General features: G+C 68.5%; 18 protein-coding genes. 15 read left to right on the forward strand and 3 right to left on the reverse strand.

What is annotated here, in order from left to right; translation table 11 throughout:
• A partial coding sequence (locus tag IEY60_RS17505; protein WP_189029525.1) for an AMP-binding protein occupies window positions 1-814 on the reverse strand: 814 nt, incomplete at its 3' end.
• 359 nt (window positions 815-1,173) lie between these two features.
• Here IEY60_RS17505 and IEY60_RS17510 point away from each other — a divergent pair.
• The 6 genes from IEY60_RS17510 to IEY60_RS17535 all read left to right on the forward strand — a co-directional run bounded on the left by IEY60_RS17510 (window position 1,174) and on the right by IEY60_RS17535 (window position 7,390).
• Window positions 1,174-2,802 carry a peptide ABC transporter substrate-binding protein gene (locus IEY60_RS17510; RefSeq protein WP_189029527.1) on the forward strand — a complete coding sequence of 543 codons (1,629 nt, stop codon included), beginning with the start codon at window positions 1,174-1,176 and terminating at the stop codon, window positions 2,800-2,802.
• Between the two features lie 61 nt (window positions 2,803-2,863).
• Window positions 2,864-3,790, forward strand: coding sequence for an ABC transporter permease (locus tag IEY60_RS17515; RefSeq protein WP_189029529.1), 927 nt, complete (start codon window positions 2,864-2,866; stop codon window positions 3,788-3,790).
• On the forward strand, window positions 3,783-4,712 hold the full coding sequence (locus IEY60_RS17520) for an ABC transporter permease (protein ID WP_189029531.1): 930 nt from the start codon (window positions 3,783-3,785) through the stop codon (window positions 4,710-4,712). Before IEY60_RS17515 ends, IEY60_RS17520 begins: the two co-directional genes overlap by 8 nt.
• The gene (locus IEY60_RS17525) at window positions 4,709-6,379 is read left to right on the forward strand and encodes an ABC transporter ATP-binding protein (protein ID WP_189029534.1); all 1,671 of its coding nucleotides are present in this window, start codon (window positions 4,709-4,711) and stop codon (window positions 6,377-6,379) included. The genes IEY60_RS17520 and IEY60_RS17525 overlap by 4 nt, the downstream gene beginning before the upstream one ends.
• An 88-nt stretch (window positions 6,380-6,467) precedes the next feature.
• Window positions 6,468-6,632: a hypothetical protein gene (locus tag IEY60_RS17530; protein WP_189029536.1), complete on the forward strand. Its 165-nt coding sequence runs from the start codon at window positions 6,468-6,470 to the stop codon at window positions 6,630-6,632.
• A gap of 11 nt (window positions 6,633-6,643) precedes the next feature.
• The gene (locus IEY60_RS17535) at window positions 6,644-7,390 is read left to right on the forward strand and encodes a Fic family protein (protein WP_189029538.1); all 747 of its coding nucleotides are present in this window, start codon (window positions 6,644-6,646) and stop codon (window positions 7,388-7,390) included.
• Between the two features lie 423 nt (window positions 7,391-7,813).
• Here the strand turns inward: IEY60_RS17535 and IEY60_RS17540 are convergent, their stop codons facing one another.
• Window positions 7,814-8,608 carry an HAD-IB family hydrolase gene (locus IEY60_RS17540; protein ID WP_189031144.1) on the reverse strand — a complete coding sequence of 265 codons (795 nt, stop codon included), beginning with the start codon at window positions 8,606-8,608 and terminating at the stop codon, window positions 7,814-7,816.
• A gap of 415 nt (window positions 8,609-9,023) precedes the next feature.
• On the opposite strand from IEY60_RS17540, the gene ssd reads away from it, so the two are divergent.
• The 7 genes from ssd (at window position 9,024) to IEY60_RS17575 (ending at window position 14,805) form a co-directional block, all read left to right on the forward strand.
• A complete protein-coding gene (ssd, locus tag IEY60_RS17545; protein ID WP_189029540.1) occupies window positions 9,024-10,121 on the forward strand; it encodes a septum site-determining protein Ssd in 1,098 nt (365 codons plus the stop codon).
• Complete coding sequence (locus tag IEY60_RS17550) at window positions 10,118-11,299, forward strand: TadA family conjugal transfer-associated ATPase (RefSeq protein WP_189029549.1); 1,182 nt, start codon at window positions 10,118-10,120, stop codon at window positions 11,297-11,299. The genes ssd and IEY60_RS17550 overlap by 4 nt, the downstream gene beginning before the upstream one ends.
• A gap of 879 nt (window positions 11,300-12,178) precedes the next feature.
• Window positions 12,179-12,967: a type II secretion system F family protein gene (locus tag IEY60_RS17555; RefSeq protein ID WP_189029558.1), complete on the forward strand. Its 789-nt coding sequence runs from the start codon at window positions 12,179-12,181 to the stop codon at window positions 12,965-12,967.
• 205 nt (window positions 12,968-13,172) lie between these two features.
• Window positions 13,173-13,793, forward strand: a complete 621-nt coding sequence (locus tag IEY60_RS17560; RefSeq protein WP_189031154.1) for a type II secretion system F family protein — start codon at window positions 13,173-13,175, stop codon at window positions 13,791-13,793.
• A gap of 72 nt (window positions 13,794-13,865) precedes the next feature.
• Window positions 13,866-14,075 (forward strand): DUF4244 domain-containing protein, encoded by a 210-nt coding sequence (locus tag IEY60_RS17565; protein WP_189031156.1) that lies wholly within the window; start codon window positions 13,866-13,868, stop codon window positions 14,073-14,075.
• Window positions 14,076-14,116: 41 nt separating this feature from the next.
• A complete protein-coding gene (locus tag IEY60_RS17570) occupies window positions 14,117-14,431 on the forward strand; it encodes a TadE family type IV pilus minor pilin (protein ID WP_189029560.1) in 315 nt (104 codons plus the stop codon).
• Window positions 14,428-14,805, forward strand: a complete 378-nt coding sequence (locus IEY60_RS17575; protein WP_189029562.1) for an Rv3654c family TadE-like protein — start codon at window positions 14,428-14,430, stop codon at window positions 14,803-14,805. Before IEY60_RS17570 ends, IEY60_RS17575 begins: the two co-directional genes overlap by 4 nt.
• 299 nt (window positions 14,806-15,104) lie before the next feature.
• Here the strand turns inward: IEY60_RS17575 and sftH are convergent, their stop codons facing one another.
• On the reverse strand, window positions 15,105-17,495 hold the full coding sequence (gene sftH, locus IEY60_RS17580) for a DEAD/DEAH box helicase (protein ID WP_189031158.1): 2,391 nt from the start codon (window positions 17,493-17,495) through the stop codon (window positions 15,105-15,107).
• Window positions 17,496-17,928: 433 nt separating this feature from the next.
• Here sftH and IEY60_RS17585 point away from each other — a divergent pair, with 433 nt between their 5' ends.
• Both IEY60_RS17585 and topA read left to right on the forward strand, forming a co-directional pair.
• Complete coding sequence (locus tag IEY60_RS17585; protein WP_019044597.1) at window positions 17,929-18,135, forward strand: cold-shock protein; 207 nt, start codon at window positions 17,929-17,931, stop codon at window positions 18,133-18,135.
• Between the two features lie 256 nt (window positions 18,136-18,391).
• Complete coding sequence (topA, locus tag IEY60_RS17590) at window positions 18,392-21,331, forward strand: type I DNA topoisomerase (RefSeq protein ID WP_189029564.1); 2,940 nt, start codon at window positions 18,392-18,394, stop codon at window positions 21,329-21,331.
• Window positions 21,332-21,378: the final 47 nt, after the last annotated feature.

Consider the following 21,378-nt stretch of genomic DNA (forward strand, 5'->3'; position numbering starts at 1 on the left):
TGGGTTTTCCGGTGGTGCCGGAGGTGTAGAGGATGAACAGGGGGTGTTCGGCGGGGAAGGGCCGCGCCTCGTGCGAAGGCGAAGCGAGAGAGACGGTTTCGTGCCACCACAGGTCACGATCGTCGGTCCACGGCACCTCCGTGCCGACCCGGCGCACCACCAGCACGTGTTCGACCGACGACGGCACGCCGCCCTTGGCCGCGAGCGCCTCGTCGACGGCCTCCTTGAGCGGTGCCGGCTTGCCGCGCCGCCACTGCCCGTCGGTGGTGATGATCAGCCGAGCCTCGGCGTCGTCGACCCGCTGCCGCAGCGCGCTCGGCGAGAAGCCGGCGAACACCACCGAGTGGGTGAGGCCGAGGCGCGCGCAGGCCAGCATCGACACGATCGCCTCGGGCACCATCGGCATGTAGATCGCGACGCGATCAGCGGCCTCGAGGCCGAGTTCGGTCAGGTAGTTCGCGGCGCGTGAGACTTCCTCCAGCAGTTCGCGGTAGGTGATGTCGCGGGAGTCGCCGGGCTCGCCCTCCCAGTGGATGGCGACCTGGTCGCCGTGCCCGTCGATGACATGCCGGTCGACGCAGTTGTAGGCGACATTGATCTCGCCGTCGGCGAACCAGCGCGCCACCGGGGCGTCGCTCCAGTCCAGCACCTGGGTGAACGGCTTGTGCCAGTGCAGCCGGTTCGCCTGTTCGGTCCAGAAGCCGTCGCGGTCGGTCTCGCCGCGGTCGTAGAGGGCGGCGCCCGCGTTGGCGGAGGCGGCGAACTCCGTGCTCGGGGGATACGAGTCCTGATGTCCTGCAGCGGTTTCGGTCATGTCGAATCAGCCTCACATGCCTGGTGCGGTCGGGTCGGTCGCGAGGGGCGAGCCCCTGCTACCTCGACAGTAGTCAACGGGGGTGGCTCGTCGGGTGCGTTGTATCGGCGAGGTTTCGGCGGCGTCAATCGAGGCAAGTTCATCCGATGACTTCGCGGACAGACCGGGCGGTCGCGGGCTATCGTTTTAACTCAACCGTTCAGCTGATGGTTCCGAGAATTGTTCATTTTTTTCTGTCGAGCATGAGGGGCTCGGCAATTTTTCCTGCGTTTCCGACGGGTAACCGTACTGATACATGTGAAGCGAAAATGGCTCGGTTCACTGAAAAGCCGGGCCGAAGTGGCTAACCTCCGAGCGTTATGCCACGGGAATCGAACCGGGAGAGAGCGTTGAGATTCATCAGAGCGACTGCGCTGATCGCAGCGGGCCTGGCGGCCACCAGCCTCAGCCTGACCGCGTGCTCGTCCGACGACAGTGCCGACGCGAGCATTGTCACCACCAACGCGGGAGAACCGCAGAATCCGTTGGTGCCGACCAACACCAACGAGAACATGGGTGGTCGCGTCGTCGACCGTTTGTTCGCCGGGCTGAAGTACTACGACGCCACCGGTGAGGCCCACGACGAGATGGCGGAGAAGATCGAGACCGCCGACCGCAAGTCGTACCGCATCACGATCAAGCCGAACTGGAAATTCACCGACGGCACCACGGTGACCGCGAAGTCGTTCGTCGACGCGTGGAACTACGGCGCGCTCGCCACCAACGCGCAGTTGCAGAGTTACGTGTTCACCCCCATCGTCGGATTCGACGAGGTGAATGCCGAACAGCCCAAGGCGCAGACGATGTCGGGCCTGAAGGTGGTCGACGACCGCACCTTCACCGTCGAGCTGAAATCCCCGTCGATCGATTTCGAGAGCGCGCTCGGCTACGCCCCGTTCTATCCGCTGCCCGATTCCGCCTTCAAGGACATGAAGGCCTTCGGCGAGAACCCGGTCGGCAACGGTCCCTACGCCTTCGAATCGTGGGAACACAACGTCAAGATCGACTTGAAGCCCAACCCGGATTACCCCGGTGGCCGTCCGGCCAAGAACAAGGGCCTGCGGTTCGTCATGTACCAGTCCTACGAGACCGCCTACGCCGATCTCCAGGCGGGCAATCTCGACACCCTCGACACCATTCCCGACAGCGCGCTGACCTCCTATAAGAGCGATCTCGGCGACCGCGCGATCACCAAGCCGACCGCGCAGAACCAGCACATCGGCATCCAGACCACCGTGCCGCACTTCGGCGGTGAGGAAGGCGTGCTGCGCCGCAAGGCGATCTCCATGGCGATCAACCGCCCGCAGATCATCGAGAAGATCTTCAACGGATTGCGCGTTCCCGCCCGCGATTTCACCGCCTCGACGCTGCCCGGTTTCAACGGCAACCTGCCGGGCTCGGAGGCGTTCGACTACAACCCGGACCAGGCCAAGAAGCTGTGGGCGCAGGCCGACGCGATCTCGCCGTGGTCGGGCAAGTACACGATCACCTACAACTCCGACGGCGGTCACCAGGCCTGGATCGAGGCCGTGGCCAACAGCGTCAAGAACACCCTCGGGATCGACGCGGTCGCCAACCCGGTGCCGACGTTCAAGAACGTCCGTGACGCGGTGAACGCCAAGACCATCGGTACGGCCTTCCGCTACGGCTGGCAGGGCGACTACCCGACGATGATGCAGTTCCTGTCCTCGCAGTACTACAGCTACTCCGAGACCAACAATGTCGACTACGACAACCCCGAGGTCGACCGTCTCTTCGACGCCGCCATGGCCGCGGCCACCAAGGAGGAGTCCTACCAGCTGATCGCGCAGGCGCAGACGATCATGATCAGGGACATGGCCGACATCCCGGTGTTCGACTATGTCGCCGCCGCGGGCCGGTCCGACCGGGTGACCAAGGCCGAACTGGCCTGGAACGGTCTGTTCGACTTCGAGAACATCGAGAAATAGGCACTCGGAGCTGGGCCGGGCCACGTGATGTGGCTCGGCCCCAGTCGTTTTCGGAGGAATGATGGCTTGGTACATACTTCGGCGCCTGCTCCAGATGATCCCGGTCTTCCTGGGCGCGACGCTGCTGATCTACGCGATGGTTTTCCTGATCCCCGGCGACCCGATCCAGGCGCTGGCCGGTGAGAAACCACTGACCCCCGCCGCCGAGGCCGCATTGCGCGCCCGATATCACCTCGATCAGCCGTTCATCATGCAATATCTGCACTATCTGAAGGGGATTCTCACCCTCGATTTCGGCACCTCGTTCTCCGGCAGGCCGGTGCGCGACGAACTCGCCCGCGCCTTTCCGATCACCATCAAACTGGCGTTTCTCGCGGTGCTCATCGAGGGCTTCTTCGGCATCGTGCTCGGCCTGATCGCGGGCCTGCGCAAGGGGAAGTTGTTCGATTCGACGATGCTGATCGCCAGCCTGGTGATCATCGCGCTGCCGGTGTTCGTCGTCGGCTATCTGGCGCAGTACTTCCTCGGTGTGAAATGGGGGATCGCCCCGGTCACCGTCACGGGCAAGGCGAGCCTGGGCGAGTTGCTCGTGCCCGCCTTCGTGCTCGGGTCGCTGTCGTTCGCGTATGTGCTGCGGCTGACCCGTAACTCCGTGGCGGAGAACAAATCCGCCGACTACGTGCGCACGGCGACCGCGAAGGGACTCGGCCGCCGCCGGGTGGTGACCGTGCATATCCTGCGGAATTCGATGATCCCGGTGGTCACCTTTCTCGGCGCGGATCTCGGCGCGCTGATGGCGGGCGCCATCGTCACCGAGGGCATCTTCAACATTCCCGGCGTCGGCGGCACCGTGTACCAGGCGATCATCCGCGGCGAGCCGCCGACGGTGGTGTCGTTCGTGACGGTGCTCGTGGTGGTGTTCCTGCTGATGAACCTGTTCATCGACCTGCTCTACGCCGCGCTCGACCCGAGGATCCGCTATGCATGAGAGCCAACAGCATTTCGTGGCCCCCGCCGACGAGGTGGAGGTGCTGGCCACCGACCGGGTGGTCGACGCGGGCACCCCGACCAGCATCTGGGGCGACGCGTGGCGGCGGTTGCGCCGCAATCCGGTGTTCGGAGTCGCGGTCGTGCTGATCGTGCTGGTGCTGCTGGTCGTGGTATGGCCGTCGCTGTTCACCAGCCAGGACCCGAAGCTGTGCCTCGGTGAGTTCGGCATGGACAGTCCACGTCCCGGCCATCCGTTCGGGTTCGACAAGCAGGGCTGCGATGTCTACGCGCGCACGATCTACGGTGCGCGGGCCTCGGTCAGTGTCGGCATCGGAGCGGCGATGCTGTTCCTGCTGGTCGGCGGGATTCTCGGCGCGTTGTCGGGGTTCTACGGCGGCTTCCTCGACACGGTGGTCTCGCGGATCGCCGAGATCTTCTTCGCCATCCCGATGGTGCTGGCGGCGATCGTGCTGTTGCAGCTGCTGCGACCGACGACGGTGCTGACGGTGATCCTGATCCTCGTCGCGTTCACCTGGCCGCAGGCCGCGCGCATCGCCCGTGGTGCGGTGATCGAGGCCAAGAACAGCGAATACGTCACCGCCGCCAAGGCTTTGGGTGTGTCGCGGCTTGGCACCTTGGTGCGGCACGTGCTCCCGAACGCGGCGGGCCCGTTGATCGTGGTCGCCACGCTGTGGCTCGGCGTCTTCATCGTCACCGAGGCGACGCTGTCCTTCCTCGGCGTCGGCCTGCCGCCCGACATCGTGTCCTGGGGCGCCGACATCGCCCGCGCGAAGTACGAGATCCGTACCTCGCCGATCCTGTTCTACCCGGCGGCCGCGCTGGCTGTCACCGTGCTGAGCTTCATCCTGCTCGGTGACGCGGTGCGCGACGCGCTCGATCCGAAGGAGCGCACCCGATGAGCGACCAACCGCTGCTGGAGATCCGCGATCTGGATGTCGGCTTCACCACCGACGGCAAGCCGGTGCCCGCGGTACGCGGGGTGAATCTCACCGTCTTCCCCGGTCAGACCGTCGCCATCGTCGGCGAGTCCGGGTCGGGCAAGTCGACGACCGCGCACGCGATCATCGGCCTGCTGCCCGGCACCGGCGCAGTGACCGGCGGGCAGATTCTCTTCGACGGCAAGGACCTCACCAAGGCCTCGGCCAAGGAGATCGTCGCGATCCGCGGCAGCGGAATCGGCCTGGTGCCGCAGGACCCGATGTCGAATCTGAACCCGGTGTGGAAGATCGGCTACCAGATCAGGGAGACGCTGGTCGCCAACGGCATCGCCACCGGTGACGCGGCCCGCGAGCGTTCGGTGGAGCTGCTGGCCGAGGCGGGGATGTCGGATGCGCAGCGAAGGGTGAACCAGTACCCGCACGAGTTCTCCGGCGGCATGCGCCAGCGCGCGCTCATCGCGATCGGACTCTCGTGCAGGCCGAAACTGCTGATCGCCGACGAACCGACCTCGGCGCTGGACGTCACCGTGCAGCGGCAGATCCTGGGCCACCTCGACCAGCTGACCAGCGAGCTGGGCACCGCGGTCCTGCTGATCACCCATGACCTGGGCCTGGCCGCGGAACGCGCCGAGCATCTGGTGGTGATGTATCGCGGCCGGGTCGTGGAATCCGGACCGGCACTGCAGATCCTGCGCGATCCGCAGCACGCCTACACCAAGAAGCTGGTCAACTCGGCGCCCTCGCTGGCCGCGCAGCGGATGTCGTCCTCGCATGAGCGCGCCGCCGTGCGCGCACAGGCTGTCGAGGTGGCCGAGGCCGAAGACTCGATCGGCGACACCGTGCTGGAAGTGCGGGACCTGTCCAAGGCGTTCAAGATTCGCGGCAAGCGGCCGTGGCAGTCCACGGACTTCGTTGCCGTCGACGACGTGAGCTTCACCGTCGAGCGTGGCACGACCACCGCGATCGTCGGCGAGTCCGGCTCTGGCAAGTCGACCATCGCGCAGATGGTGCTCGGTCTGCTGGAACCCACCTCGGGCACGGTCGTCTTCGACGGCAAGGATGTCGCGAAGCTGGACAGCAAGGGCGCGTTCGCCTTCCGTCGCCGGGTGCAGCCGATCTTCCAGAACCCGTACGGCTCGCTCGACCCGATGTACTCGATCTTCCGCACGATCGAGGAGCCGCTGCGGGTGCACAAGATCGGCACCGCGAAGGAGCGGGAGGCGGTGGTGCGTGACCTGCTCGACAAGGTGTCGCTGCCGTCGTCGGTGTTGCGGCGCTATCCCAACGAGTTGTCCGGCGGGCAGCGTCAGCGGGTCGCGATCGCGCGGGCGCTGGCGCTCTCGCCCGAGCTGGTGGTCTGCGACGAGGCGGTCTCGGCGCTGGACGTGCTGGTGCAGGCGCAGATCCTCACCCTGCTCAACGATCTGCAAGCCGAGCTGGGGCTGACGTATCTGTTCATCACCCATGACCTGGCCGTCGTCCGGCAGATCGCGGACAACGTGCTGGTCATGCGGGAGGGCAAGGTGGTCGAATCGGCCACCACCGACGAGGTGTTCGCCGCGCCGCGAGAGGAGTACACGCGAGCCCTCCTCGAGGCGATCCCCGGGCGGGAGTTGCTCACGGGGTGACCGGGCCGAATCCACCGCGAAGGCGCAGCTCACCGGCGTACCGTTGGTGCGTCCGAGGTGGTGCGGATCGCAAGGGCAGGAGACGCCGATGGATCGGATCGATGCCGAACGACAGGCCGAGCTGGAATCGCGCAGGCGCCGGGCGCTGACCCCGGCGGCGAAGCGACTCGCCGAGGTGCCGTGGCCGGACCGCACCTGGCCGCGGATCCGTGGGCTGGACGTGGCCGTCGAGGAGACGGTGTTCGAACGGTAGCCTCGTATGCCGTGACTGATCCGCTGCAGCCCCTGGTCGACCTGCCCGGCGTGCGTGAAGCCGCCGACAAGGCCCGCGACGCGCTCGCCGCGGTGCATCGGCACCGGTCGAACCGGCGCGGCTGGGCGACCACCGCCGCCGAAGCGGCGGTCCGCGCCGCGCGATCCTCGGCCGCCATCGAAGGCGCGAGCACCGACCTGCCCGCCGACGGGCAGGTCAGCGATCCGGTGCTGGCCGGCGCGCTGCGGGTGGGTCAGGCGCTCGACGGTGACGCGCTGACCAACCTCGTCGGCACCTGGCAGCGCGCGCCGCTGCAGGCACTGGCCCGGCTGCATCTGCTTGCCGCCGCCGACCTGGTCTCCGACGAACAGGAACTCGGCCGACCGCGCTCGACCCCCGGGGTCGCCGAGCGGCTGGATCTGCTGGTGCAAACCGTCCAGACGAGCAAGGCGCCCGCGCCCGTCATCGCGGCGGTCGTGCACGGTGAGCTGCTGTCGCTGCGGCCGTTCGGCACCGCCGACGGTGTCGTCGCGCGGGCGGCATCGCGCCTCGTCACTGTCTCGAGCGGCCTGGATCCCCGGTGCCTCGGTGTGCCGGAGGTGTTCTGGTTGCGGCGCAGGCAGGCCTACCTCGACGCGGCCGCCGGATTCGGGATGGGCACCGCGGAGGGTGTCGGCGGCTGGGTGCTGTTCTGCGCTGGTGCGCTCGAAGACGGTGCCCGCGAGGCGAACTCGATCGCCGACGCGGCCGCGGGCTGAGACTCCCCCCACACATCGAAACGGGCGGCGTGCCGATTACTCGGTCTCGCCGCCCGCTAGCACGGAACACCTGGTTACCAAGCGTGCTCGGTGGGTTGTGTTCGGTGGCCTCGGCGATCATCCGAACCCCGCCGGTTCATCCCCGCAACCTGTGCGAGGCGTTCGCCGACGACTGCCCGAATTTCGCAGGCCCACAACTCTGCTGCCCTTGTCGCGGCGCGCTCCGCGTGGGTACCTGGCGTCCGTGCTGGGAAGGGTGGGATGGGAGGCGAAGCCTTCTCTTCCGGCTCCGTCTTGGCCTTCCGTCCTTCCGTGACTCCATTCTTACACTGTGAGCGCACTCACATCAAGGGTTTCGAGGGCATCACCGGATACGGCTGTTTTCGGCGTGTCGCCTGGCGATTCGTGCTTGTCCGTCGCAGGTCAGCGACGTTTCCGCAGCAATCGATAGCTGATCGCGCCCGCGATGATCACGCTCAATCCGACCGCCGCCGTTGCCGCCACGGTGGTGCTCGACGGCGCCTGGAATCGCGACCACAGCGACACCGGATTGGAGAAGGTGAGCACCGGCCAGCCGCGCGCGACGGCCTCCTTGCGCAGCGCCCGGTCGGGATTGACCACCGTCGGGTGGCCGACCGCGCTCAGCATCGGCAGGTCGGTGATCGAATCGGAGTACGCGTAGCACCTGGACAGGTCGTAACCCTCTGCCGCGGCCAGCTTTTCGATCGCGGCGACCTTGCCGTCGCCATAGCAGTAGAACTCGATGTCGCCGGTGTACCTGCCGTCCTCGACGACCATCCGGGTGGCCTCGGTGTGCGAGGCGTCGAGCACGTCGGCTATCGGCGTGACGATCTCCTCGCCGGACGCCGAGACGATCACCACGTCGTGTCCGCGGATCTTGTGATCGGCGATCAGATCGGCGGCCTCGGCGTAGATCAGCGGGTCGACCAGATCGTGAAGCGTCTCGGCCACAATGGATTTCACCTGCTCGACATCCCAGCCGGCGCACATGTTGGCGAGGTTTGCCCGCATTCGTTCCATCTGGTCGTGATCGGCCCCGGAAAGCAGGAACAAAAAGTGCGCGTAGCTGCTCTCCAGCACGGCGCGACGGTTGAGCAGACCCTGTGCGTAGAACGGTTTGCTGAACACGAAAGCGCTCGACTTCGCGATCACCGTTTTGTCGAGATCGAAGAACGCCGCGACGCGTCCGCCGGGCACCGGCGCTCGGCCCGAATGGGCGAGTCTTGTGTCCGGAAGCGGAGTCTGGTCACGTTCGGCCGTCACGTCAACAGGATAGGCACGCCTCGCGTGGAGTGCAGTAGGCGGCCGTCCTGGCCCCTCCGAAGGGTTTGCCCTGGGGACGCCGGAGGCCGCGAATCGCCGAAAGATGGTGGCGAACGCTACTTGCGCCTGCGCCGGGGGATGGGTGTAGTATTGCTGACACCTGGACATGGTCCAGGCGCGTTCAGCCCGACCCCCCGGGGCTGAACCCGACGGCCCCAGCCTCCTCCCCCCCGGCTGGGGCCGTCCTCTATTTCCGGGTAGGTCGAGAAAGTTCTCCACACCCCCGAGTTATCCACAATCGGCTTTCGCCGCCTTTCCGCTCGCTCGCGATTCCTCCACGCTGAGCTGCATGAACCTCCTCGCCAAACCGCCCGCTGTCGGACTGGCTCCCGCGCTGGTGCTCGTGCGTGACCATCGCCTACGCGCCGAAGTGCGCCGGGTCGCGGCGGCCGCCGAACGCGCCACCGACGAGCGCGCCATGCCGGTCGGCAGGCACGCGTGGTCGGGGGCGGGCATGGTGATCCTCGACACTGCGGCCGCTACCGCGGCTGCCGCCGAGGGCTGTCCGCGGCGTCCGGGGATCGTGCTCGTCACCGAGGGGGAGCCCGCGGTGTCCGACTGGCAGGCGGCCACCGCGGTCGGTGCCGAGCGGGTCGTCGCGTTGCCTGCCTGCGCGGTCGAACTGGTGGAGCAGTTCGCCGAGCATGCCGAATCCCGGACGGGGGAGGGCGTGGTCGTGGCGGTCGCCGGTGCGGGCGGCGGCGCGGGTGCGTCGACACTCGCCGCTGCCATCGCCTTACGTGCCGCCGCGCGACGGTCGAGACGCGACACCGTGCTCATCGACGGTGCGCCGCTCGACGGTGGAATCGACCTGGTGCTCGGGATGGAGAATGTCCCCGGGCTGCGCTGGCCGGACCTGGTCATCGAGGACGGCCGGGTCTCCGCGACGGCGCTGCACAACGCACTGCCCGCTGCGGCGGCCGGGCTCGCGGTGTTGTCCTGCGGGCGGCACGGCGCGGGGCGATCACCCGCCGAGCTGACGCCTGCCGCGGTCCGTGCTGTCATCGAATCCGGCAGGGCGGCAGGCGATCTGGTCGTCTGCGATGTGTCCGCCGAGCGCGGCCCGGCGGCGGATACGATGGTCGATGCCGCTGATCTGGTGGTCCTGGTCGTGCCCGCCCGGCTGCGCGCTGTTGCCGCGGCCGAGGTGGTGGCCTCCTATCTCGGCGAGCGAAACCCCAACCGCGGCTTGGTCGTTCGTGGTCCGGCGCCGGGTGGGTTGCGTGGTGCGGAAGTGGCCGAGGTGCTCGGGCTGCCGCTGCTGGCCGCGATGCGCGGGCAGTCGGGGCTGGCGGCGCGACTCGAACGCGGCGGGCTGAGCGTGCGCAGGCGCGGGCCGCTGCGTGATGCAGCCGACGCGGTGCTGTCGATGGTGGGTGCGCGATGACCACGTTCGTCACCGTCGACCTGCTCGAACGGGTCCGCGAACGGCTCGCCGAGCACGCGGGCGTGCCCGACGCGGCACAGCTGGCCGCCGCGATCCGAGCCGAAGCCGGTGGCGTGCTCGCCGACACCGACCTGCTGCGGGCGCTGCGTCTGCTGCAGACCGAGATGACCGGTGCGGGTCTGCTCGAGCCGCTGCTGCACGATCCCCAGGTCGCCGATGTGCTCGTCACCGGCCCCGACTCGGTATGGATCGACCGTGGCCACGGTCTCGAAAAGACCGGCGTCCGCTTCGCCGACGAGGCCGCGGTCCGCAGGCTCGCTCAGCGGCTCGCTCTCGCCGCCGGACGCAGGCTCGACGACGCCCAACCCTGGGTCGACGGCAAGCTCACCGGCGCCGAGGCCACGCTCGGCGACGCGTTCGGTGTCCGCCTGCACGCGGTCCTCGCGCCTGTCGCCCACGATGGGACCTGTCTATCTCTGCGTGTGCTCCGCCCGGCCACCCAGGGCCTCACCGCCCTGGCCGCCGCCGGCTCGGTGCCGTCCACTGCACTCCGGCTGCTGACCGACATCGTCCGCGCCCGGCTCGCGTTCCTCGTCGTCGGTGGTACCGGCGCAGGTAAGACCACCCTGCTTTCCGCGCTCCTCGCCGCCGTAGACCCGGCCGAGCGGATCATCTGCGTCGAGGACGCGGCCGAACTCGCCCCCGTTCATCCCCATGTGGTGCGGCTGGTCGCACGCACCGCCAACGTCGAAGGCGTCGGCGCGGTCACCGTGCGCGACCTGGTCCGCCAGGCGCTGCGCATGCGCCCCGACCGCATCGTCGTCGGCGAGGTCCGCGGCGCCGAGGTCGTCGACCTCCTCACCGCCCTCAACACCGGCCACGACGGCGGCGCGGGCACCGTCCACGCCAACTCTCCCCAAGAAGTCCCCGCCCGCCTCGAAGCCCTGGCCGCCCTCGGCGGCATGGACCGCGCCGCTCTGCACAGCCAACTCGCCGCCGCGGTCCAAGTGGTCCTCCATATCCACCGCCGAGCCGACGGCACCCGCGGCCTCCGCGAGATCGGCGTCCTCGAACGAGACGGCGCAGGCATCCGAATCACCCCCGCCTGGCGCTCCGACGACCTGCCCGCTCCCGGCGCCGCCGAACTGAAGCGACTGATCGAGGTGCGACTCGGATGAGGACCACAGGTGCAGGCGCATGGCCGATCCGCGGCAACAGTGCGTCCCCGCAGGTCAGCGACCTGCGCTCGGCTCGGAGCCGCGAGATGGTCGGGTCGTCCCCTGGTGCGGGTGCCGGTGTGTGGCCGATCCGCGAAAACGGCGGGCTTCCGAGGGCCGGTAGTCGGCACTCAGCGCGGAGCCGGAGCCGCGCATCGGCAGGGTCGCCTGACGTGCGGACCGGTGCGTCGTCGGTCGGCGGAGAGGGTTCGTCCCTGCAGGCCCGAGGCCGGTGCTCGGCACGGAGCTGTGGATCGGCGGGGTCGACCGGGACTGGTGTAAGGCCGGGCCGCGGAGATGGTGCTTCGGCACAGGCCGGTGATAGGCGCTCGGCCCAGAGGCGCACGGCGGCAGGATCGCCCGGTTCGGGCGCTGGCGGGATTCGATCGGCTCGGCGGCGCAGCTGGTTGACGCGAGTGGTTCGGGTGGCGATCGGGGTGCAACTGCGGGATCGGTTTGCGAGCGATGGTCGACGGTCGGGCGGCAAGCGAAGGCAATCGTCATGGGTGGGATCGAGCGAGTGCTCTTGCACGGTGGTGCCCGCTGAGGGGACCTCGCGAGTCGGGGCGCCGCCGTTCAGCAGCGCGGTGCCGGTGTCGTTCTTCGGCACGGCGGGCGACGGGCGGGATCGCCTGTGCGGTTCCGGTTTCGACGTGGCGTTCGCTGCTGTGGATGCGGTGCTGCCCAGCGACCTTGCGCTCGTCGCGGACTCGGTCCTGACGGCGGCGCCGGCGGTTTCCCTTCCACGGGCAGTGGTGCGAACTCCCGCATCGACAGCCGCTCCGGAATCAACGCGAAACGATCTGGGATACACCACTACTAGACGGCACGGGGGTGGCGATGGAGATCGGACTGCTCTGCTGCGCGGTGGCGGTGCTGATGCTTCCCGCTGCGGGCGATCGGCGGCGCTTTCGGCGGCTGTTCGATGCGGGCAGTGCGCGTGCGGCGAGACGGATGCCGGTGGAGTGGTGTGCAGGAATCGGGCTGGCGTGCACGGCCTTCGCGTTCGGGATCGGGACGGGACTGGCGGCGCTCATGGTGGGCGTCACCGTCGCGGTGCGGAATCGGCGCGGTCATGGTGAGCGGGCCCGGCGAGCGGAGTGCGGTCACCTGTTGGCCGGGCTCGAGGCAGTCGTCGGCGAACTGCGGGTTGGCGCGCATCCGAGCGCGGCGGCGGAGGCCGCGGCAGCCGAGTCGCGGGGAGAGGCGGCGCGGGTCCTCGGCATCAGCGCTGGCCGCAGCAGACTCGGCGGCTCCGGCGCCGACGGCTGGCTGCACCCGGATTCGATTGTCGCCGAAGAACTGTCGCGGATCGCCGTCGCCTGGCGGGTGGCCGAAGAACACGGCCTCGCCCTCGCCGAGCTGCTGGCCGCGGCGCGAACCGACCTCCTCGGCCGCATCCGCTTCCGCGACCGAACCGAAGCGGCCCTGGCGGGAGCCCGCGCCTCGGCCACCGTCCTGGCCGGCCTCCCACTGGTAGGCATCGGCCTCGGCCAGCTGATGGGCGCAGCTCCGCTGACAGTGCTCTTCGGCTCACCCGCAGGTGAACTTCTCCTACCGCTCGGCGCGGCCCTCGCCTGCTGTGGATTGCTGTGGACAGATGTGATCACCCGCCGCGGAACAGCCTGAACGATGGGCGTCCGATTGCGCTGCGGTGCATGCGCGTTCATAGGGGCCGTATGGGTTGGTGACGAAATGTTCGCGCCTTCGGGTCTGTGAGAACGCATCAGATCGGCGGTGGAGACCGCAATGCACTGCAGGCCAGCGAGATTGGCGCCGGAGTCGAAGGTCTGGATCGGTTGAAACGTCGTGGGGAGGGGTTGCTGTGCAGGACATGGTGGGTACGCCGTCACCTTTCGCGCTGCTGGTCGCGGCCATAGCGGTCGTGGTGGTGCCCGGGCGCGTGGCGGTGAGCCGGCGGATGCGGGCGCTGGGCCGGTCGCCGACGGCCACACCGGAGGTAGGGAGTGGGTCGGCGAAGGCGGATCCGCTCGGGTCGGCGTCGGCGTTCGATCTGCTGGCCGCTTGTCTGCGGGCGGGGCTGCCGATGGCTGCGGCCGCGCGGGCCAGTGCGGGGACGGCGCCGCCGGTGCTGCGGGCCTCGCTGCTGCGGGCCGCCGATCTGCTGGCGCTCGGCGCTGACGCGGCGACGGCGTGGGAGCGCGCCGCGGTGGATGCGGTCGGGTCGGCGGGCGCGGAGGAGGTCGAGTCGCTGGCCAGGATGGCGCGGCGCTCGGCCCGTTCGGGCTCCTCGTTGGCCGCGGCCGTCGGCGAACTGGCGGACCAGCGCCGGGAAGCCGTGGAAGACGCGGCCGTCGCGCGTGCCGAACGGGCGGGCGTGCTGATCGGCGGACCGCTCGGCCTGTGCTTCCTGCCCGCCTTCGTGTGCCTCGGCATCGTCCCGGTCGTGATCGGCCTGGCCGATCGGGTCCTCGGCGACGGCGGACTGCTGTGACCGGCCTCGGCGAGGTCGGCGAATCGTCACCGCGCGGATCGGCCGCGTGGTGTGGAAGGAGAGGGGATCATGATGACGTTCGTACGCGCCGTATATATAGGGGCGAAGACGCGGATCACGCGCCTGCTGATCGACGACGACGGCATGTCCACCGCGGAGTACGCGATCGGCACCATCGCGGCCGCGGCGTTCGGTGCGGTGCTCTACGGGGTGGTGACCGGGGACAGCATCGTCAACGCCCTGACCCAGATCATCGACAAGGCGCTCAACACGAGTGTGTAAAGCAGTGCGGCACAAGCTGTCTTGCTGACGACGCAGGCGCGGTGACGGTCGAGGCCGCCATCGCCCTCGCCGCACTGGTGTGTGCGGTGGTGCTGTGCATCGGTGCGCTGCTGGCCGCGTCGACCCAGGTGCGCTGTGTCGACGCGGCTCGCGAGGCGGCCCGGCTGGCCGCGCGGGGCGACACGGCGCACGCTGTGGCCGCAGCCAAGACCGTCGCGCCACCCGGTGCGGTGATCGATGTCCGCGGTGAGGGTGATCGGGTGGTCGCCGCGGTCGCCGCGGGCACACCGCTGCTTCCCGGACTCAGGTTGCGCGCCGAGGCGGTCGCGATCGCCGAGCCCGGGGTCGGTCGATGACCGGCTCGGTGGCGCGGCGCCTCGCCGGGGACGGAGGCGGTGCGACGGCGTTCGCGTGCTTGGCGTTGGCCGGGCTGATCGCACTGACCATGGTGATCGGTCAGGTGGGCGTGGTGGTGGTCGCCCGGCATCGGGCGCAGGCCGCGGCCGACCTCGGCGCGCTCGGCGCCGCGAGCGTGTTGGCCGAAGGGGCCGAGGCGGCGTGCACCGAGGCCGGAGAGGTCGCGCGGTGGATGGGCGTGCGCATGCGACGGTGCGCGGTAGCGCAGTGGGACGTCGTGGTCGCGGTAGAGGCGAATGCGTCATTCGGAGTGTTCGGTGTGCGCACGGTCTCCGGCGCCGCTCGCGCTGGTCCGGTGGACGAGAGTGAGTGACGCAGAAGTGTTATCACTGGTCGGTGGATGTTCCGCACCGAACTAATACGGAATTCACCGGAACTCATTCTCCGAATTCTCCTGCACATTGTTTTAGGAGGAGAGAACTAAATGAAAAGAATGATGTGGCCAACTCGCCCGCTCCCGTTGGCAATGGGCCAGTTAACAGAAGAGTCGTCCTTTTTATTCGCGAGGCGGTCGATCGCCGACCCGTCGGTGCTGGTCAACGCAAATATGGTCGATCGACCAGCATTCTCGCAGTGAGGTGTAGCGCCGGTCACGTCACCGCCGCAGCGGCATCACGGAACAGGCGCCGGGCTCGGCTGGGCACCCAACTCGCCCAGAACGGCGACCAGAAGCCGGCCGGCGGCGTCCTTGTCCAGGGGGTTGTTCCCGTTTCCGCACTTGGGTGACTGCACGCACGAGGGGCAGCCGTCCTGGCAGCCACAGCTGCGGATGACGCTGAGCGTGGCGGCCAGCCATTCCGCGAGCTGGGCGAAGCCGCGCTCGGCGAAGCCCGCGCCCCCGGGCTGGCCGTCGTAGACGAACACGGTCGGCGCGCCGGTGTCGGGATGCTCGGCGATGGAGACGCCGCCGATGTCCCAGCGGTCGCATCCGGCGACCAGGGGCAGCATGCCGATTGCGGCATGTTCGGCGGCATGCAGAGCGCCGGGAAGTTCGTCCTCGGATATTCCCGCGGCGGCGAGCAGCCGGGGCGTGACGGTGTAGAGAACGGCCTTGGTGTGCAGGGTCTGGGCGGGCAGGTCGAGTTCGACCTGGTCCAGCACCTCGCCGGTGACCAGCGTGCGCAGATAGCCGACGACCTGATTGGTGACCGCGACCTGCGCGGATGCGGTGGTGACGGCCCCGAAGACGCGTTCCTCGGTCACCGCTTCGATGGTGATCGAGGTGACCTGACGGGCGCTGGTGGTGAAGCCGGGGTCCACCTCGTTGACGAAGGCGACACCGTCGTCGAGGTCGAGTTCGTCGACCAGATAGGTCTCGCCCTGATGCAGGTGCACGGCCCCTTCGTGCAGGGTGGCCGGCGCCCTGCCCGCGTCGGCGGTGCCGAGCAGCCGTCCGGATTCGGCGTCGACGATGGCGACCGGCGTGCCGAGCCCGCCACGCACGTCGACGGCGTCGTGGGGATGGGTGTGTGCGGTGACGTGCCAGCGTGCCGGGGCACCGCGCGTGCCGGGCCTGCGCCGGATCAGCCCCTGTCCGGCCAGGTCGGCGAGCACTTCGCCGGCCCGGAGCTCGGTCACCTCGTCGTCGGTGAGCGGCAGCTCCATGGCGGCACAGAGCAGCTGCGGCCCCAGTACATAGGGGTTGTAGGGGTCGGTGATGGTGGCCTCGATCGGCCGGTCGAGCAGTGCCGCGGGGTGATGCACCAGGTAGGTGTCGAGCGGATCGTCGGTCGCCACCAGCACGACGAGCGCGCCCTGCAGCCGTCTGCCCGCGCGCCCGGCCTGCTGCCAGAACGAGGCGACGGTGCCCGGGAATCCGGCGATCACCACGGCATCGAGACCGGCGATATCGACGCCGAGTTCGAGGGCATTGGTACTTGCCGCGCCGAGCAGCGTGCCCTCCGACAGCGACTGCTCGAGCTCGCGCCGGTCCTCCGCCAGGTATCCCGCGCGGTAGGCGGCGACCCGTTCCCGCAGCTCAGGTGCTCTTTCGGCGAGCACGCGGCGGGCATCGAGCGCGATCAGCTCGGCCCCGCGCCGGGAGCGGACGAAGGTCAGTGTCCGCGCGCCCTCGGCCACCAGGCTCGCCATGATCTTGGCCGCCTCCCCGGTCGCGGTGCGCCGGACGGGCGCGCCGTTCTCCCCGGTCAGCGCCGTACTCAGCGGCGGCTCCCACAGCGCCACGGTCCTGGCGCCGCGGGGTGAGGCATCCGCGGTGACGGCGGTGACCGGTGCGCCGATCAGCCTGCTCGCCGAGGCGGCGGGGTCGGCGCTGGTGGCCGAGCAGAGGATGAACACCGGTTCGGCGCCGTAGAACGCGGCGAGTCTGCGCAGCCTGCGCAGCACGAGGGCGACGTGCGATCCGAACACGCCCCGGTAGGAGTGGCATTCGTCGACCACCACATAGCGAAGGTTGCGCAGCACCCGTGCCCAGCGCTGATGCGACCGCAGCATCCCGACGTGCAGCATGTCGGGATTGGTGAATATCCAACGAGCATTTGCCCGCACCCATTGCCTGACCTCGGCGGGGGTGTCGCCGTCATAGGCAGCCGGATGGGCCTCACGCAGGGGATTGTCGTGGATCAGCCCGCCGACGGCGCGCAGCTGATCGGCGCCGAGCGCCTTGGTGGGGGACAGGTACAGCGCGGTCGCGCGCTGGTCCTCGTGCAGCGCGGTGAGCACTGGCAGTTGGTAGCCCAGGGATTTGCCGGACGCGGTCCCGGTGCTCACGACGACGTGCTTCCCGTCGACCGCAAGACCCGCCGTCGAGGTCTGGTGCTCCCACGGCCGCTCGATCCCGATCGCGCCCAGGGCTGTGACCAGCTCCGATGGCACCCAGCTCGGCCAATCGGTGGTGCGTGCTCGCTGGGCGGGAAGCTCGGCGACATGGGTCAACGGGTCGCCGCCGGCAGCCGCCTCCGCCAGGACACGATTCAGCAACGATCGCCCGTAGCTCTCGCTCGCTACCGGCGGTCGGACCCCGGTCCGCTCGGTCGGATTCATCCCATAGCCCTCTCGCGCCACGCCGGAAGTGTGAAACGTGTGTGTGCGACAAGCACTACCTGCGATTTCGTAACCCAATAGCGACCTGGGTCACACCATGTTTGCTGGAAGCTCACCCGGTTATCGCTAAGCAAACAGACTGAAAGTACGGATTCACCCAATCTGTCCCTCACCTGCACATTCGCAAGATCAAGAATTTTGCAAATTGTCGGTAACTCGACTGTTGAATTGCTCGGAGACATGGTTCACTGGGTCCTGGTCGCAAGCTTCTGTGTTCGAGGGACGGATCGAAAGTCCAACCATCAGCAGGATCGATGTTGCGAACGCCGTGCTCAGGCTTTCCTTGCAGGGGGACCCACAGTACAGCGGTCGGAACGGACCCGGTGGACGAACCCAGTTGTCCGCCGTTCCGGTAAGAAAGAGAAGGAACAGAATGGCACAGGGAACTGTGAAGTGGTTCAACGCGGAGAAGGGGTTCGGCTTCATCGCGCCCGAGGACGGCTCCGCTGACGTCTTCGTCCACTACTCGGAGATCCAGGGCACGGGCTTCCGTACCCTCGAGGAGAACCAGAAGGTCGAGTTCGAGGTCGGCCAGGGCACCAAGGGCCCGCAGGCCACCGGCGTTCGCGCGCTCTCCTGAGCTGCGAATCGAATCAACGCCCGTCCCCCATCTCCTATGCGGAGGTGGGGGACGAGCCATTTCCGGGTAGAGTCGCCCGGAACTTCGCAGCTCGAGAGGGCTGCGAACCCGCGTCGCCAGCTGCCATGAACGCAGCTACCCAAGTGCGCAGGGTATAAACGTCACTGGTGGCGATGTCCGAACGTCGCGCCGTCTGCCCCAGCCGCGCACCGAGCGGACCTCCCGACGCGCGGATCTAGAAGGAAGGTGTTCGCCGGTGGCAACACGAGACCGCAGTTCAGCCGACCAGGGGCGTCCCCTGCGTCGTCTCGTGATCGTCGAGTCCCCGACGAAGGCCCGCAAGATCGCGCCGTACCTGGGCCGTAACTACACGGTCGAAGCGTCGGTGGGTCATATCCGTGACTTGCCACGCGGCGCCGCCGACGTGCCCGCCAAGTACAAGGGGCAGTCCTGGGCTCGCCTCGGTGTCGACGTCGATCACGACTTCGAGCCGATCTATGTGGTCAGCCCGGACAAGAAGGCCAAGGTCTCCGAGCTCAAGAGCCTGCTGGCCGACGCCGACGAGCTCTATCTCGCCACCGACCCCGACCGCGAGGGCGAGGCGATCGCCTGGCATCTGCTCGAGACGCTCAAGCCGAAGGTTCCGGTCCGCCGGATGGTCTTCCACGAGATCACCGAGCCCGCCATCCTCGCGGCCGCCGCCGACACGCGCGAACTCGACAACGATCTGGTCGACGCCCAGGAAACCCGGCGCATCCTGGACCGCCTCTACGGCTACGAAGTCAGCCCGGTGCTGTGGAAGAAGGTCATGCCGCGACTGTCGGCGGGCCGCGTGCAGTCCGTCGCCACCCGCGTCATCGTGCAGCGCGAGCGCGAGCGCATGGCGTTCCGTTCCGCCGAGTACTGGGACATCGCCGCCAAGCTCGACGCCGGCGTCGACGAGAACTCCGACTCGACCAACCCGCGCACGTTCGGCGCGCGGCTGGTCCAGGTCCAGGGCGACCGGGTCGCGTCCGGCCGTGACTTCGGCTCCGACGGGCAGCTCAAGTCGGCCTCCGGTGTCGTCGTGCTGGACGAGGCCTATGCGCGCAGGCTGGCCGAGGCGCTCGACGGCGCCGACCTGGTGGTCTCCTCCGCTGAGGCCAAGCCGTACTCGCGCAAGCCGTATCCGCCGTTCATGACCTCGACGTTGCAGCAGGAGGCGGGCCGCAAGCTGCGCTTCACCTCCGAGCGCACGATGCGGGTGGCCCAGCGGCTGTACGAAAACGGCTACATCACCTACATGCGAACCGACTCGACCACGCTGTCGGAGTCGGCCATCGCCGCCGCGCGTTCGCAGGCCACACAGCTCTACGGCGCGGAGTACGTCTCCCCGACGCCGCGGCAGTACACCCGCAAGGTCAAGAACGCCCAGGAAGCACACGAGGCGATCCGCCCGTCGGGCGACACGTTCATGACCCCCGGTCAGCTGGCCTCCAAGGTCGACCAGGACGAGTTCCGGCTCTACGAGCTGATCTGGCAGCGCACCGTCGCCTCGCAGATGGCCGACGCGCGCGGCACCACGCTGACCCTGCGCATCACCGGCACCGCCCGGACCGGCGAGGAGTGCGTGTTCTCCTCCTCGGGTCGCACGATCACCTTCCCCGGCTTCCTCAAGGCCTACGTCGAGAGTGTCGACGAGGAGGCGGGCGGTCAGTCCGACGACGCCGAATCCCGTTTGCCCGCACTGGAAGAGGGTCAGGGCGTCACCGCCGTCGAGCTGACTCCGGACGGGCACAGCACGAATCCGCCTGCGCGCTATACCGAAGCCTCGCTGATCAAGACGCTCGAAGAGCTCGGCATCGGCCGCCCGTCGACGTACTCCTCGATCATCAAAACCATTCTCGATCGCGGGTACGTCTACAAGCGCGGTAGTGCGCTGGTGCCGTCGTGGGTGGCGTTCGCGGTGGTCGGTCTGCTCGAGGCGTACTTCGGCCGGCTGGTCGACTTCGACTTCACCGCCGCGATGGAGGACGACCTCGACGCGATCGCCGGCGGCCGCGAGCAGCGCGGAAACTGGTTGTCCAGCTTCTATTTCGGTGGCGATCACGGCGCCGAGGGCTCGGTGGCACGCTCGGGCGGCCTGAAGAAGATGGTCGGCGAGCAGCTCGACGACATCGACGCCCGCGAAGTGAACTCGATCAAGATGTTCGTCGACGAAGAGGGCCGCGATGTCGTGGTTCGCGTCGGCCGGTTCGGTCCGTACCTGGAGCGGATGATCGTCAATCCCGATGACCCGGACGGTGATCCGGTGTCGCAGCGGGCGAACCTGCCCGACGATCTGCCGCCGGACGAGCTGACGCCGGAGGTGGCCGAGAAGCTGTTCTCGACGCCGCAGGAGGGTCGTTCGCTCGGCGTCGATCCGGTGTCGGGGCACGAAATCGTCGCCAAGGAAGGACGTTTCGGCCCGTACGTCACCGAGGTGCTCCCCGAGCCGCCCGCGCCCGACCCGGCCGCGCCGCCCGCGAAGAAGACGACCAAGAAGGCGGCCGAGGTCAAGCCGCGTACCGGCTCGCTGTTCAAGTCGATGGATCTGGCGACGATCACCCTCGACGACGCGCTCAAGCTGCTGTCGCTGCCGCGCGTGGTCGGCAACGACCCGGCCTCGGGTGAGGAGATCACCGCGCAGAACGGCCGCTACGGCCCGTACCTGAAGAAGGGCACCGATTCGCGGTCGCTGGCGACCGAGGATCAGCTGTTCACCGTCACCCTCGACGAGGCGCTCAAGCTCTATGCCGAGCCGAAGCGGCGCGGTCGGCAGGCGGCCAGCGCGGCTCCGCTGCGCGAGCTGGGCAACGACTCGGCCACGAACAAGCCGATGGTGATCAAGGACGGCCGGTTCGGTCCGTATGTCACCGACGGTGAGACCAACGCGAGCCTGCGCAAGGGCGACGAGGTCGAGTCGATCACCGACGAGCGCGCCTCCGAGCTGCTGGCCGATCGCCGGGCGCGTGGTCCGGTGAAGAAGGCGGCGAAGAAGACGCCCGCGAAGAAGGCTGCCAAGAAGGCGTCTGCGAAGAAGACGGCGGCCAAGTCGACGGCGACCAAGACGGCCACGAAGGCAGCCGCGAAGAAGACCACCGCGAAGAAGACGGCGGCCAAGAAAGCTCCTGCGAAGAAGGCCGCAGCGAAAAGCGTTGGCGGAGAAGAGGACTGACGGCCGACCTCGTCGGTATTCGCTGAGCATTCGCTGACGGCTCCGAT

The organism is Nocardia rhizosphaerihabitans, from assembly GCF_014646295.1.
GTDB lineage: Bacteria > Actinomycetota > Actinomycetes > Mycobacteriales > Mycobacteriaceae > Nocardia > Nocardia rhizosphaerihabitans.

Excerpts from the sequence above, each read along its gene's own strand:
- IEY60_RS17560 (WP_189031154.1), top strand. The coding sequence starts at position 13,173 with ATGGTGGGTACGCCGTCACCTTTCGCGCTGCTGGTCGCGGCCATAGCG.
- IEY60_RS17585 (WP_019044597.1), top strand. The coding sequence starts at position 17,929 with ATGGCACAGGGAACTGTGAAGTGGTTCAACGCGGAGAAGGGGTTCGGC.
- IEY60_RS17530 (WP_189029536.1), top strand. The coding sequence starts at position 6,468 with ATGGATCGGATCGATGCCGAACGACAGGCCGAGCTGGAATCGCGCAGG.
- IEY60_RS17565 (WP_189031156.1), top strand. The coding sequence starts at position 13,866 with ATGACGTTCGTACGCGCCGTATATATAGGGGCGAAGACGCGGATCACG.
- IEY60_RS17575 (WP_189029562.1), top strand. The coding sequence starts at position 14,428 with ATGACCGGCTCGGTGGCGCGGCGCCTCGCCGGGGACGGAGGCGGTGCG.
- sftH (WP_189031158.1), bottom strand. The coding sequence starts at position 17,495 with ATGAATCCGACCGAGCGGACCGGGGTCCGACCGCCGGTAGCGAGCGAG.
- IEY60_RS17515 (WP_189029529.1), top strand. The coding sequence starts at position 2,864 with ATGGCTTGGTACATACTTCGGCGCCTGCTCCAGATGATCCCGGTCTTC.
- IEY60_RS17555 (WP_189029558.1), top strand. The coding sequence starts at position 12,179 with ATGGAGATCGGACTGCTCTGCTGCGCGGTGGCGGTGCTGATGCTTCCC.
- IEY60_RS17520 (WP_189029531.1), top strand. The coding sequence starts at position 3,783 with ATGCATGAGAGCCAACAGCATTTCGTGGCCCCCGCCGACGAGGTGGAG.
- IEY60_RS17550 (WP_189029549.1), top strand. The coding sequence starts at position 10,118 with ATGACCACGTTCGTCACCGTCGACCTGCTCGAACGGGTCCGCGAACGG.
- IEY60_RS17525 (WP_189029534.1), top strand. The coding sequence starts at position 4,709 with ATGAGCGACCAACCGCTGCTGGAGATCCGCGATCTGGATGTCGGCTTC.
- IEY60_RS17510 (WP_189029527.1), top strand. The coding sequence starts at position 1,174 with ATGCCACGGGAATCGAACCGGGAGAGAGCGTTGAGATTCATCAGAGCG.
- ssd (WP_189029540.1), top strand. The coding sequence starts at position 9,024 with ATGAACCTCCTCGCCAAACCGCCCGCTGTCGGACTGGCTCCCGCGCTG.